10 protein-coding genes are annotated in these 14565 nt (G+C 54.4%); 5 read left to right on the top strand and 5 right to left on the bottom strand.

Annotated features, from left to right (window positions below):
- Positions 1-214: 214 nt before the first annotated feature.
- Genes QP109_RS00720 through QP109_RS00710 form a run of 3 tightly spaced genes read left to right on the top strand, consistent with a single transcriptional unit; the run spans position 215 to position 3113 of the window.
- Positions 215-1072 (top strand): PRD domain-containing protein, encoded by an 858-nt coding sequence (locus QP109_RS00720; protein ID WP_285022665.1) that lies wholly within the window; start codon positions 215-217, stop codon positions 1070-1072.
- On the top strand, positions 1069-2646 hold the full coding sequence (nagE, locus tag QP109_RS00715) for an N-acetylglucosamine-specific PTS transporter subunit IIBC (protein ID WP_101627943.1): 1578 nt from the start codon (positions 1069-1071) through the stop codon (positions 2644-2646). The genes QP109_RS00720 and nagE overlap by 4 nt, the downstream gene beginning before the upstream one ends.
- On the top strand, positions 2646-3113 hold the full coding sequence (locus QP109_RS00710; protein WP_101627944.1) for a PTS sugar transporter subunit IIA: 468 nt from the start codon (positions 2646-2648) through the stop codon (positions 3111-3113). The genes nagE and QP109_RS00710 overlap by 1 nt, the downstream gene beginning before the upstream one ends.
- Positions 3114-3382: 269 nt before the next feature.
- Here QP109_RS00710 and QP109_RS00705 read toward each other — a convergent pair whose 3' ends face one another.
- Positions 3383-4363 (bottom strand): bile acid:sodium symporter family protein, encoded by a 981-nt coding sequence (locus QP109_RS00705; protein WP_243381175.1) that lies wholly within the window; start codon positions 4361-4363, stop codon positions 3383-3385.
- Between the two features lie 209 nt (positions 4364-4572).
- Here QP109_RS00705 and QP109_RS00700 point away from each other — a divergent pair, with 209 nt between their 5' ends.
- Both QP109_RS00700 and QP109_RS00695 read left to right on the top strand, forming a co-directional pair.
- Positions 4573-5382 (top strand): YwiC-like family protein, encoded by an 810-nt coding sequence (locus tag QP109_RS00700; protein ID WP_285022658.1) that lies wholly within the window; start codon positions 4573-4575, stop codon positions 5380-5382.
- A 110-nt stretch (positions 5383-5492) separates the two neighbouring features.
- A complete protein-coding gene (locus QP109_RS00695) occupies positions 5493-6239 on the top strand; it encodes a protein-ADP-ribose hydrolase (protein ID WP_285022656.1) in 747 nt (248 codons plus the stop codon).
- Positions 6240-6475: 236 nt separating this feature from the next.
- On the opposite strand, the gene QP109_RS00690 is transcribed toward QP109_RS00695, so the two are convergent.
- Genes QP109_RS00690 through QP109_RS00675 form a run of 4 tightly spaced genes read right to left on the bottom strand, consistent with a single transcriptional unit; the run spans position 6476 to position 14544 of the window.
- Entirely contained in the window at positions 6476-7066 is a 591-nt protein-coding gene (locus tag QP109_RS00690; protein ID WP_285022653.1) for a sortase family protein, read from the bottom strand.
- Between the two features lie 8 nt (positions 7067-7074).
- Entirely contained in the window at positions 7075-12615 is a 5541-nt protein-coding gene (locus QP109_RS00685) for an LPXTG cell wall anchor domain-containing protein (protein ID WP_285022651.1), read from the bottom strand.
- A 50-nt stretch (positions 12616-12665) separates the two neighbouring features.
- Positions 12666-13640: a Cna B-type domain-containing protein gene (locus QP109_RS00680; RefSeq protein WP_165778209.1), complete on the bottom strand. Its 975-nt coding sequence runs from the start codon at positions 13638-13640 to the stop codon at positions 12666-12668.
- Complete coding sequence (locus QP109_RS00675) at positions 13624-14544, bottom strand: class C sortase (RefSeq protein ID WP_285022648.1); 921 nt, start codon at positions 14542-14544, stop codon at positions 13624-13626. Before QP109_RS00675 ends, QP109_RS00680 begins: the two co-directional genes overlap by 17 nt.
- Between the last annotated feature and the right edge of the window lie 21 nt (positions 14545-14565).

Here is a 14565-nt window from a genome sequence, read left to right as displayed (position 1 = left end):
CATTGCGACGCGAGGGTGACTCTTGATGATCCGGAGTGGCAACGCCATCACCGATCATGCACACGCGACCACATTGAGTTGGAACTTGAGCACATACTTCCACAGACGCTTAAACAGTTGTATCATCGGTACCACAGACCAGTTTTCCGGGTGTTACTTTCGCAGGCATTACCGGGTTTGCGGTTTATCGCAAATCGCTCAATGAGGAGCCCTTGTGGAAGATTCTGCCCTGCGCGTCATTCGCGTTTTGAGCAATAACGCTGTTGTTGCTCAAGGTGCTACACGCGAGCACGTTCTTGCGGGCCGAGGTATCGGATTCGGACACCGCGCAGGTGACCTCATTGACCCAAAAACGATTCAGAGCCAGTACGTCGAAATTGATTCACAGCACCTGAGCGTCCTCGATTGGCTGAACACCCTAGATAAAGATGCCGTCAGCATCATGAGCCAAGCTCTCGAAATAGCCAATAGCCTGCTCGGCAAACTCGATACCGCCTCGTACTCACTTCTGCTGGACCACATCGCCTTTGCAGTGCAACGCGTCAATCAGGGCCAAGATATCGCCAATCCCCTAATGACTCAGATCGTCCAGATGTATCGAGAAGAAGTCGAAGTCGCCAGACTGATCATCGCCTTCTTGAATCAGCAGCTCTCGCTAGCGATCCCGGATTCTGAAGCTGGCTTCATTGCTCTTCACTTGAATGCAGCGCGAAGGGGTGAAGCGGTAAAACGACCACTTCAACGCGCAAACCGCCTAGCATCAATCGTTGAAGTAATAACAGCCCAATTCTCCCATTCTGATGAATGGCTGAACACGGTCATTACACAGGATGTGCATCAGCTTGCGGACAGGTTAAAGACCCGCACTCCGCGCCACAACGATGCAACACACATGATTCGCCAACAGTTCACCTCAGAGTTTGAGTCTGCCAGGCAAATCATTTCCCTCATTCTTGAGCAAGACGATATCGGTAGCGAATACAGCGGCGAAGCAGCCTACTTCGCTCTTCAGATACACGGCTGGAATCAGGAGCTCAAGATCAACACAACCAAGAAAGGAGACCTGCAATGATGCAGAGTCTGCAAAAACTCGGCAAAGCGCTGATGGGTGCAGTTGCCGTGATGCCGGTCGCCGCCATCCTGATGGGTATCGGCTACTGGATTGACCCCGATGGGTGGGGTGCAAACAACATTGTCGCTGCAGTCCTGATCAAGGCTGGTGGCGCAGTTCTGGACAACCTCGGCTGGCTGTTCGCAATCGCCATTGCATTCGGCCTAGCAAAGGACTCGAATGGTGCTGCCGCACTGTCCGGCTTCATTGGCTACGGCACGATCAAGCTGATCCTCTCTGAAGGCACTGTTGCCGTATTCAAGGGTGTCGATCTTGAGAAGCTGGAAGGCGATGCCGCTGTCCAGTGGGCTTCACAAGGCTGGGGCGCCATCAACGACAAGAACGTCTTAATCGGTATCTTGGTCGGTATTCTTGCCGCTTGGGTATACAACCGCTTCCACACAACGAAGCTGCCAGACTTCCTCGCATTCTTCTCGGGTCGCCGTCTGGTCCCGATCCTCACTTCGCTCTTCGCGATCGTTCTTGCTGCGATTCTCTACTTCCTCTGGCCGCTGGTTTACCACGCACTGTTCAGCTTCGGTCAGTCGATCGAATCGATGGGTGCTCTTGGCGCCGGCCTCTACGGCTTCGCTAACCGCCTGCTGATCCCGACCGGCCTGCACCACGCTCTGAACTCGATCTTCTGGTTCGACGTTATCGGCATTAACGACATTGGTGACTTCCTCGGTGGTTCCAAGACCCTCGAAGCTGCCGCAGCTGCAACCGACGCAGCATCCTGCCCCGGCACCTGGGCAAACGGCGTCTGCAATGTCATCGGCGAAGTTGGTCGCTACCAGGGTGGCTTCTTCCCGATCATGATGTTCGGTCTTCCGGGCGCAGCCCTTGCAATGTGGATGCGCGCTGACACCAAGCGCAAGAAGACAATCGGCTCGCTCATGATGGCCGGTGCTCTTGCTTCGTTCTTCACCGGCGTCACCGAACCCCTCGAGTTCGCCTTCATGTTCGTTGCTCCGCTGCTCTACTTGGTGCACGCAGTCCTCACCGGCATCTCGGTTGCTATCGCTGCAGCGTTCCACTGGACCGCAGGCTTCGGCTTCTCCGCGGGCTTCGTCGATATGCTCCTGTCTGCTCGCAACCCTGTTGCGAACCAGTGGTGGATGCTCCTTGTTCTCGGCGTTGTCTTCTTCGTCCTCTACTTCGTGATCTTCTACTTCCTCATCGGCTTGCTGAACCTGAAGACCCCGGGTCGTGGCGACGATGAAGAAGAGGGCCCGTCCGCAATCACCTCCGACTCTGAGTTCTCTGCCATTGCAGAAAAGATCATTGCCGGTCTCGGTGGCGCAGCGAACATTGAGTCCGTCGACTACTGCGCAACCCGCCTGCGCACGGTCGTCAAGGACAACGTCCCCGTCAAGGAGAAGGACATCAAGGCTACCGGCGTTGCAGGCGTGATTCGTCCGTCGCAGAAGTCGGTTCAGGTCATTGTTGGCCCGCAGGTTCAGTTCGTCTATGACGAAGTTGCGCGCCAGCTTGAGCAGTCCTCCGTCTCCCTCAAGGGCGAACAGGAAGTCTGATGATGTTTGGACTGGGAAAGAAGAAGGTTAAGCTTCAGGCACCGTTTTCTGGCGAGGTAGTTGCAATCACCGCAGTTCCAGATCAGGTGTTCTCAAGCAAGATGCTCGGCGATGGGTTCGCCGTCATCCCCGGAGACGACGTTGATGCAGTTGATGTTCTTTCACCGTGCTCGGGCACAATCGTCACTGTCTTCAAGACTCTCCACGCCTTCACCCTGGTCTCTGACGAAGGTCTTGAGGTCCTTGTCCATGTTGGTCTCGACACCGTGGAGTTGAAGGGTGAACCTTTCGAGGCTCTGTGCGTTGACGGCGATCATGTGGATTCTGGGCAGCCGGTTATCCGGATGAACGTTGCAGCGGTGCGTCAAGCGCAGCGCAATCCGATCACGATCGTTGTGTGCGCGAAGAAGAAGCAGGTTGAGAGTGTTTCTCTTACCTCTTCTGGCGCCACTGCCGTTCTCAAGTGACCTGAGGCAGTTGTTGGGTTTGGGGCTTGTAACGAGGTCCTGAAAACAACACAATCACTACGCACCTGAAAGTTTCTGCCTCGGGGGCTTTCACACACGAATGGGCCCATGGTCTGGTTTTACACCGGATCGTGGGCCCATTTGTTATGCGCGCAAGGCGACGAAGTTGAAGCGAAAAAGGCAAATTGAAGTGAAGAGAAGGCAGAGTTCTGCGGTCGCCTCGTCCCCCAATCGCGAAACAGAAGGGGCGACGCTGGCGGAACTTCGGCTTACTTATCCAGTGGGCAACGCTGGAAGAACGCTGCCAGTGCAGAGCCGGACACGTTGTGCCAGACGGAGAAGATTGCACCGGGGACGGCAGCTTCGGGGGTGAAGTATTGAGCGCCGAGGCCCGCTGCTAGACCGGAGTTCTGCATGCCAACTTCGATGGCGGTGGTGCGGGCCGCACTCTCACCGACGCCACTGATTCGGGCAAAACCGTAGCCGAGGCCCAAGCCGAGCGCATTGTGCACGATGACAACGGCAAGAACCAACAGGCCACCGGACAGGATGCGCTCAGACGAGGCACCAACCAACCCGAGAACCGCATAGGAAATGCCGAGGACACTCATCCAGGGCAGGGCGGGAAGAACCGTAGCAACGAAGCGTGGCATCAGGCGACGAACGATCAGGCCAAGAACCACGGGAATGAAGACGATCATCATGATCGACTTTGCCATCGCGGGCGCGTCGACGGGCATGTACTGGCCGGCCAAATACTTGGTCAAGATCGGCGTGACCAGCGGAGAAAGCAACGTGGAAACGGAGGTCATCGCGACCGACAGGGCGACGTCGCCCTTCGCAAGATAGGCGACGACGTTCGATGCGGTTCCACCGGGCGCACAACCGACAAGGATGACGCCAACTGCGAGCGCCGGATCGAGGTGGAATGCCCAGGTAACGAAGAGTGCGGACAGAGGCATGACGATGAACTGGAGCAGGACACCCAGGATGATGGGCCAGGGGCGACGGGCAACAACCGCAAAGTCGGGAAGTGTCAGTGTCAAGCCCATGCCGAACATGATGACCATCAGCGCGTAGTTCACGCCGGAAAGCAGTGGCGCAGCAGCGTCGGGGAAGATCAGTCCACCAACAAGTGCGCCAAGGATAATCAGCGGGAATACGGTCACTGCGACCTTCGCGGATCGGTCTTCTCGTGCGCTGGGGGCGGGCGCTTGAGGCGCGGGAGCTGTCATCGTTGGGGTGCTCATGGCTCTATTGTGCCCAGCTTTGACGAAAAATGCCCGTTCTCGTCTGCTTTAGTAAGCGAAGTCTCCTGGTCGACGAGGCCGGGCTGGCATTATTGACTCCTTTCCGGGAAGGGGTTCCGGGCACCGGTTTGATGTATCTCTTGACGACGCTTTGTCATCTCCATTGCTGGACGTTTTTGCTTAGAGTTTGTGTCATGGAACCTCAGAACATGACACCGAAGAGTGGCGTTAAACGCTCGCTCGGCGCGAGGGGATGGGTTCCCGGTCAGAAGGGGGCGTGGGGCATTGCTCTGCTCCCACTTCTCTTGGGGTGCTGGCTGGCCGGCTGGCATCCGCTTTTTGCTTTGCTTATCCCCGCATGGTTGAGCGCATTCGCATTCTTCCAAGTGTTTGAAAAGTGGATGAAGGCACCGGTTTCTCGTCGTTCTTCCCTTCAACCTGCGTTTATCACGTGGACTGGGTTGACTGCTCTGCTAGGAATTCCGCTTCTGATTGTGGCGCCTCGACTGCTGGCGTGGGCTCCGTTCTTTGCTCCGCTGGTTGTGGTGACCTTGAGGGAGGTGTCGCGAGGGCATGATCGTGCGATTGCAACCAGGTTCTCGTCGGTTCTGGCGTCAACGTTGATGACACCTGTTGCCACCAGTCTGTCGCTTGATGTGTATCCAACGAACACTGAGCTTGGTTTTGCTTGGGTTTCCTTTGGCGTGCTCAGCGCCTATTTCATCGCCTGCGTTCCGTATGTGCGTTCACTGATTCGCGGACGCAAAAACCCGCGCCCGTGGATTATTGCCGGCGGGGTTCTTCATCTGCTTGCGCTGGTCGGAGTCTGCTTTGCAGTATGGACGAATCTGCTCGGCTGGACTTCCATCGTCGTGTGGGTTGCTCTGCTGGCCCGATCCTTGATTGTTCCGCTCTGGCAGGCACGACGCGCAAAGCCAATTCCTGTGACCGTTCTTGGGCGCAGTGAGATTGTGTGGTCACTGCTTGTGATTGCCAGCTTGACCATCCCACTCGTCTAGTGCGATTTGTCTACCCAAAGCAACACTGAGGAACCACATATCATTGTGACCTCGTCAATTGAACAACTGGAAGCGCGCCCAACCCGCTTCATTCCTGCAAGGCTTGGACTATGACGACTGATGCACGAATTACCGCTTTGATCGAGGGCCTGCTCGAAGGACATCCGGAGAGGCGTGTCGCCCCGGCGCGCTTTGGCGGCGAGCGGAACTATTTGCGGGCGCTCATGAACATTCAGGCCCCTGGGTCTTTACCCGCCGAGTGGTTCGAGGTGCAGGATCAGCTTTTGCGCGAAAAGAACGAGGCACGGGCAATCACTCCCCCGCTTGATCAGCGTATTTCAATCTGGCAGGGAGACATCACCCGACTCCGCGTCGACGGAATCGTGAACGCGGCGAATTCTGCATTACTCGGCTGTTTTGAACCGTTGCACTATTGCATTGATAACGCGATTCATTCGGCGGCCGGACTGCAACTTCGCAACGAGTGCGCCGAAATCATGCAGGGCACTCACGAGCCAACGGGGCACGCGCGCGTGACGTCGGCGTGGAATCTGCCGTCGAAGTATGTCATTCACACGGTTGGACCGATCGTAAACGGCACTCTACAGCCCGAGCATGAGGAGTTACTGGCACAGTCGTATCGGTCGGTATTGATGGCAGCCCTGGAACACGACATGCACTCACTAGCGTTGTGCTGCGTGTCGACGGGCGTTTTCGGTTTTCCCCCTCAGCGCGCGGCCAAGATCGCAGTGGCAGAAGTTCGCGCATTCTGTGCCTCGACCCCTGCGCCCGAGCACATTATTTTCAGCGTTTTCTCCGACGCCGATCGGGAGATTTACGAGGAGCTTCTTCGATGATGTCCACTTTGGAACAGACAGCTGTGACGCTGAACCCGATAGGGACCAGTACACTTCGAGCAGTTTGCCAAGTGCGTAGCAATTACCTGCGCTGACGTTCCAACAGCATCCGCCAAATAGTAGTAGGCCGTCCACAATCCGGGAGTAATTCGCTCAAGAATCTGATGAACGAGAGCAACACAATCTGTCCTATATCCCACTCATCTCTTAACAGTTGCATCTAAATACGCACGGAGTTATTCGCTGACCACCGCCGTAGCGCGGATGATTTCAAACTGCACGCCAGACAGTGAGGGAGTGTACAGCGTGAGGTCCCAATCATCCCCACTACTGAGCTTTGATGCATCTGCAGCAGGAATGGACTCTGCGGTGAGCACCCGATAACTGTACTGTTCGCCTGTAACTGCGGTAAACCTGATTTGGGCGCCGTCTTGTAGGGATGTAAGACCGCTAAAGCCCGGCAAATAGCTTGATACCCCTATTATTAGGGTTCCATTGTTTGCAGCGCCGGCATACACCCCCGGAAATCTGGCCGTTTTATCCATCGCGCTGAGCACCGGGAAGTCGCGGCCAAAATCGGGAATGGTCAGCACACCAACTACGTCTTGCCCGCGCACATTCAACCCAGGCATGGCTGGGGCAGTATCTTTGTTAACCACTGCGGGTTTAGGGTCGGGCATGATTTTTAGAGTTTGCCCCGCCAGAGCGCGCGAGTTGCTCGCGCCTGGTGACGCGAGCAACCACACGAGTGCCCCTACGGCCATTCCAACGATCAGCAGGCCAAGAGCCGTCAAGACTCTACCTCTTTTCTGGCTCTTCGGATTCATGCTAATCGTTACGAGCGCCTACGTAGCGAGAGCCCAGCTAGCGCCGCAACCATGGTCAGCCCGCCGAGCAAATACACTAGGTATACGCCAATTCCACCAGTTTTTGGTAGTTCAACCGCGGCTGGTCCCTTGACCTTTACGCCCACCTTCAGAGGAATAGATGACAGGTTCAGGTCACTACCTGGCGCCAGATAGTTGTAGCCGAACGTTGACCATGCTATTTGGTCAGCCTCGACTTCAGTAGGCTTCATGACATTCGCGTCAAAAGACAGTGCCAAAGTCGATTCCCCACCGAATGAGAAATCTGAATCCTGAGCCGTTTCGTTTAGCACTAAACGGATCGATCTCGAATTCTCAGTGGGTGTAGTGCTCCAGTTCGCGGTTGGCTCGCCTGCCCAATCCGCAGCAGTAAACGCTTCCGGTTTTTGCTTATCGGAGTACTCAATTCGGTAAGCGCCTTTCGGCAGCACCTTGCGTGTGCCGTCCTTGCTCACTACCTCAACTTTCAAGTTCAGATTGTCAGCAAAGCGAACCGCGAAGTCAGAGTTTCTAGACGGAGCCGAAAGGAACGTGTAGTTATCGCCCACATTCGGCAAGTTAGAAATCATCGTGATCCGCTTAACCGGGTCAGACTTGTTGTTCTTCACTTCCATCGAGTAGCGGAAAGTGGAGGACGCGTCTTTCAGCGTGATGTAATTCGGCGACGACGTCGACGTCGCGACATTCGCAGGATCCGAGACCTCTTCCACTCTTTCGATAGAAGACGTAAACGCATCACTGCCAATCGGAATCGTGGCTTCAGCCTTGATGGTCTTCAGCCCCTTGGCAGTGTGGTTGCTTCCAGTGGTGCCGCTCCAGTTAGCATTGTAGAAATCGTCAGCGAGTTTCAAATCAATCTCGGTGTTCTCGCCTCTTCTAACCTGCTTCGGATCATAATCTTGCCGCTCCAACAAAGTGAAGAAAGCAGTATTGAAAGCAGCTGGATAGTCGCCCGATTGCTTTGGATTCTTCGTAGAGAATTCCATGGTTAGCGCTTCACCCGATTTTATGGGCATGCCGTCTACGGCATATCCCAAGGATCCGATTATCGGAGAATCCTTGTCGGCACGCAAGTCAAACCTGATGCGACCATCGGAAGTAGACGTCAGCGACAAGTGGAAGATTGCTTGCCGGCCTCCTCGCGACATTATCGCCACCGGATCACCGTTAACTACGAGTTTCTTCGGTCCCACGCTCCAAGCCAGATTCGCAGCCCTAATTTCGACGGCAGTAGGCTTTCCATTTTGCACAGTCCAATCACCGAATGTGAAAAGCGCCTTGCTACTTCCGTCGGTGAAGCGCGTACCGCCCACCGAAAGCTTGACTTCGCCTGTAGGTAGATAGTTCGGATCCCAAAGGTCTGAAACTACGTAGCCCTCGATGGTCTCCTTGGCATCGTTGTAGGCAGAGATATTCCAATGCAAGGTATCTGCGTAAGCCGCATGGGTGGGATCCGCCGTTCGTTCTCCGCCCGTGGATGTCTTGGCCACAATGGATTTTTCGATACCCGGAACTGGCTTGTCCCGCGTCAAACTGACGTTGGAAGCCAGCCACTGTTCGGTGCCCGGCTTAGGTGAAAAGCCCTTATTAGAAGCCTGCTCGTTATCCCAAATGAAACGCTTACCGTCATTTAGAACCTGCTTGCCCTGCTCAACGGACTTAATGGAGGTCTCCGGATTAACGTTCACACCCTGCCCAGTCACATCGTCATAAGGCATTGCAACATTATTGACGGCAAAATCATCCGGGGCATTCGGTCCAACCAGCGCGATGTAGGAGAAAGCGAGCATCTCATTCGGATTCAAATAGAACTGCTGCCTCTCCTCGTCGTATGCGAGGTTACCCTTCGTACCATCATCGCCATTAGAGACCTTGAAAGTGATCTTCGAAGGGTTCGTAGCATCTGCTAACGCAGTAATAGTAGCGTTCTTCGGCTCCGCGCCTTCAACGGCGATGGGAACATCAGAAGCCTTGGCTTGCCAAGTGCGGAAATTATCTACATTTGCAAGCCAAGCAGAACCACCCGAGTTACGGAAACCGTCGCCTTGAGTAAACTTATGGGTGGTAGGGAAGAAGGCGCGATAAGTAACGCCCTTGGGTAGCATGTCCTGAATATCATTCAGATACAGACGCGAACCGCCGTCATTAAATAACGACACATAGTACAACGCGTAAGGACCGTTGAACGACTGTTTTCCTGCGGGATCGGTTGACGAGCGAGAATACGTTGTGCGCGCAGCGTTATCGGAGTTTGGCTCCAGCATAATTCGAGGCCCATAACCGCCGCCGCCATTGGCATAATTGTAGGAGCCGGAGCCAAGGTCAAAATTACCCGTACCTAGCACGCCCTTTTGTAGCGCGGCGTTAGCAGGCTTTCCGTCCTCGCCAGCTTTGGTGACAAAATGGCTGACGCCATCGTTCATAGTCTTTACATGCCAATTGTTGTACAAAGTGTCTTTCAAATACTTAGAGACATAGGCTTCGCCGTCATCAGCATCGGGGAATTTCAAAGTGATATAGGCGTAAACCTCGCCTTTCACGCTCAGTTTGAAATCTTGATCCCAGACTATGTACTGCTGCGTGTCATCCCCGTCATTAGCACCATTAGGAGGAGTCTGAGAGACGCTCCAGTTCTGTCCGCCCGTCACCGCAGTACCGGCGGGGAACTCCACGCTAATGTCTTCCTTAGTCCACGGCTTACCTGGCAGCGACTTAGGTAGCGCATCGTAAACGTCAGCGTTGGTGAATTCGATCGCAGTGTCCCGAGAGTTCGCAACCGAGACGCGGTACGTAATAGATTCTCCTGGGCGTACCGGACTTTGTTTAACTAGCTCGTCCTCACCGGGCGTATCGCCCCGCTTCGTAACAATGTTCTTGGTCACGTACTGACGTGAAATCGGGTGAGAGGTCTTTGCGCTCGGCGGTTTACTGTTACCTGCCGTGTTAATCACGTAGTGCTGTTTGCCATCAGACGGGTCTAGCTCATCAACTAGCGTCGAATAGTGAGCGGTAACAACCGCGCCTGGAGTGTACTTCGCGGGGTCTACGTACCATTGAATCCGAGTTTTATCTGCCTTAACCTCAACGTGGTCCGCAATGAAATCGTGCACTACATCCGTCTTGTGTGGAGGGGTTTCCACTAGTTCGAAAGTGACGTTTTTGTATGTGCCGGGCTTATCGAGCACGTAGTAGTCGACCTTTTTTATCGTTTTGGTTGTCAGCCCAAGACCACTCAAGCCTGGGTTCTTCTCGACTTTAGCGAGCAACTTGTGCGGTCCCGACAACTCGTCGATGAGCGGCATGATGAAGCCATCTGGGGAACCGCTGGCTAGTTGCACGCGAATCGAATAGTCGATCTTCTGACCGGAGTTGACTTCCTCATTATCTGCCGGGTCAGAGAGTTTGCCGATCTTTGCCTCCGGCATCGCTTTGAACGTGGAATTACTTGGCGTGTCCCCAAAATATGCCGTGTTCTTTACTTCTTCACCCGAATCGTTTTCGATTGGGTCGCCGAAAATATAAGTGTCTTTCACCGTGGCGTTAAACGAGAGCTTCAGCTCATTACCACCGTAAATCTTGCCGTCAGGCACCGTCCACGAAAGGGAGTACCCGGTGTTTTTCCTGATCGCAAAAGCACCCAGCTTTGCCTCAATTTCGGCAACCGAAAGTGTTTCTTCCGCGCCGTCTCCCACCTTGAACGTGATGGAATTGCCGGCACGCTTTATCTGAACGGTGGTCGGGTCTGCGGTACACGCCGGGTTGTATGACGGTGAAAGATCTGCCGTTCCCCCGGAGGCCACCTTAACGTTGAGCTTTTCGGCGCAGGGCACAATATTTGAAATGGTGATCGTCAAGCCAGAAGATTCTGGTTTTTCCAGCACCTGCCGAACTTGCGCCGGTGTCATGTAAAGGGTGGTGGGTAAATCGTCCTTCACTGTCGCCAGATCCAACGGGCCCGAACCAACGTTCTTAGCGCTGAGAGTAAAGGGAACGGCCTGTCCGCGCAGGTAAATTTCCGTTTTCCCATCACCCGCAGTCTTTACAAACTCACCCTTACCCGGCTCTACCTTGACCGGCGTCGTTACTTTTGCATTGGTTGTATTCGGATCAGAATGCTTGTAATGAGCCGTCATTCCAACGGCGTTGCTAACGTCGACCGATCCACCTTCAGGAAGTTTCTTGGCAACAAGAAAATCGTCAGCAAAACGCAGGTACAGGCTTTCGGTTGCGGTGTCCTTATTTCGGTACCAAAACAGTGTTAGCGTGCGTCCATCGTCACTGAGCTTTCCAGTCACGTGCCTATATTCAGGTTGAGGGACAGCCCAGCCAACATCCACCTTATCTAGCCCAAAACCGTGAATACCAAAAACAGGGGTTTTCTTGCCATTAATTTCGGGAGCGAAAACAAGGTCGTTAACGTAGCCGTCTCGGGTCCAGCCTTCTAACTCGCTATAAGACATAAGCCCGCCGTAATTATTGCTGTTCAGCCCGTCTCTGATCCCCTTAATATAGGCAGGATTAATCTCAAAGCCTTCGGGCACGGTGAATGTCTCTTCTACCCGGATCTTCTCAAACGGATCTTGACCTACCCCACCGGTAGGCAAAGTCGGTGAATCCTGAGCCTTTTCAAGGTAGAGCTCGTACCTCAAATTGCGTAGTTCGTACACGCCCTTGGCGGCGTTATAGCCAATCGCCGGCTCCGCCGCTTTCGGCCACACTCGCGAAACGATACCCGAAGTATGCTGTTTCTTAACAGCCTGATACTCCTTCCGTATCGTGTCCCACTTCGCTACGTGGACACCACAACCAGGAGCAACCACCGTCTTGCCTGCATCCTCAGCCTGCTGCGTTGTGAGTTGCGCTCCCCAGATGCGGGCCGTTCCGCCCGGCGATGCCGGGGAGTCGTACTTCGTCTCCAGATCTACAGAGAACGCTTCGCCAATCTTCGAACCGGCGACCTCAATGTAATAGGTGTTCTCCACGCCTTCCGCTTTGCGGAAATAATAAGGGTTCAGCTTTTTTTCGATGTTCTGGTAATACGGTTCATCACGTACTTCCAGTTTCGAGCCATTTACCAGGGCGTAACCGTCCGCACTCGAAAATTCGAGGTAAATGCGGTGTTGCACGTTTTCTGCGGCAGCAGTGTTCGAAATACCAATGTGCTGCTTGAACGTCTCACCCGTATAACGCTGCGCAACATTATCAACCACTTTGGGGTCTTTTTGCGTTGAAGACTGTGCAACTTCAACCTGCAAGTCACCAACCACCTGCGGGGTAACAATAGTCTCATTCTGATCCGCCGGGCACTGTCCAGAAGACTCGGCAACTGGGCTTGGTTCCCCTACCGCCTGCTGCGCGGCAGCGGTGTCCTCGCTAATGGAAAGCTCTGCAGGCTCCTCAGGTTGAGTATCGGCTTCAACCGTCTGGGGCTCTGCCTCAGACGTAGCAGGATCAGCGTAACCGGTAGCGGGCATAACAAACATGACGCCCAGGAGCGCAATGACGCTCACCAATGCGACAAGAATGCGTGTTTTGGCGACTTCAACCCCTCTAAACATGGCTACGCCCTCTCATTTCTTCCGCGCACACGCCCTGCGCCTATAAGCACCAAACCAGTTAAGAACAACACGATGGCTACACCGCCAACTTTCCCGTCCATACCCGTTTTTGACAGCGGACCCTCCGGCTCCGGATTTTCAGGTTCGGGAGCAACGTTCGTCAATGTGAAAACGTTATTATCCACGGCAGTTCTGACCTCGTAAGACCCGCTCAACTTCTCGGCTACCGACCAGCGGCGGTCCCCCGTCTCGTCCTGCCACTCGAAAGTCCAATCATTTTGCGCACTCAGAGTTACACGCTTAAAGAGCTTTCCATCAGCCAAAACGTCCACCTGGATCGAAGTTGGCCTGCGGTCCTTCACCGGCTCATCCTGCCAAAGCTTAACCAAACGGTACTTCGTTGGTTCTACCTTCTGCGGCTCCAACTTTGGCGCGACCACCACGTCGTAATCGAGCTCGCCGTCACTACCCTTTTGCGGGAGCGCAAAAATAGCTGGAGACGCCACGTACCTATACGCCCCCTGTTTCACAGTAGATGCAGTCATCAAATAAACGCCTACCTGCAAATCCTGCATACGGACCTGCCCCGCAGAATCGGAAGTAGCCTGCGCCGTTGGAACCACACCGTCCCTTTCCAGCAAAGACTGCAACGTGAGCGTGGCACTCGCCGCTAAATCAGGGTCACTCGGCTCGGTGGCATCAGTCAACGACTTCCAACCAATCGCCGTGGCGTAAGAATCATCTAACACGAAAGGCAAACCCGGGCGCATCTCAGCGATCCGGTACAAACGGACCTCCACACCAGGCAACGGCTGGTTATCCACCGCGTGGAACAGGGCCGACACCGAACCCAGACGGTCTGCCTCGACATTGTCAAAATCTATAACATCAGGCCTTGAATCAGCATGAGCCGGAACCAACGAAAATGCCAGCGCAATCGACAACCAAAGCGCTAATAAGCTACTTTTCGTCCGCATGGCTACTATCCTTCCCCATGTGCCTAGGCGCATAAACACTTCGCGTCCGGCGCAACACCACAACAAGCCCCACCACAAAAATAGGAACAGCTACAAAAGCTGCCACCAACACCGGGTCTACCCGCACCGCATCCGCCGCGATAGACCCTACAGCCGACAATTCGGTTCGCTCACCAGTAACCAACAGCCGATGAGTATTAATCCCATACGGCGTGCAGGTAACTAGCGTCACCAAATCTCGATCAGCCTCGAGCTGCAGAGCACCAACTTCCGTTGGCAACACCTCAACAATGTCGCTCACGCGATACGCCAGCTCTCGGTTACCCGTTCGGATCACAAAAATGTCACCCGGCTTCAGCTTGTCTAGATCCGTAAAGAGTTTGCTTGAAGGCAAACCCCGGTGGCCTGTCAGTACCGAACGGGTTCCAACTCCACCAATCGGTAGAGACGTACCCGGGATATGTCCGACACCTGCCTGCAACACCGCCTCGTCAGTGGTGTGGTAAATCGGCAGATTAACTCCCAACGAAGGAATCTGGATTGTTCCCATCACCGACGTGCCCGTGAAGTTCAGCATCCGCAGATACTGATCCATCTGCGAAACAGGTAGCCTACCCGGCTCATAGACAAGCGCATCATTATAGGCTTCCGCCTCATCCAAAAGACGCTCCACCTGGGTGGTGTCCAGTTTTGACACGGCTTTCTCATAACTCACCACCGCCGCCTTTTGCCTCTGATGGTTATAAAAGTTAGCCAGCGGCGGGTAGAGGAAAACCGATAAGCCAAAAATGAATAAAGCGATGAGCGCTATGTCTGAAAAACTGCGACGCCCCTTTTTTACGCGCGACGTTCCCGCCGGCGGCATAGCTTGCCGGCGGGAACGAACACGCGTAGAAGGGGTCAATCTCATCGACCGTTATGGCTG

This window comes from Pauljensenia sp. UMB9872, assembly GCF_030212665.1.
GTDB classification, from domain to species: Bacteria; Actinomycetota; Actinomycetes; order Actinomycetales; family Actinomycetaceae; genus Pauljensenia; species Pauljensenia turicensis_B.
This window is presented reverse-complemented; position numbering and strand designations above follow the sequence as displayed.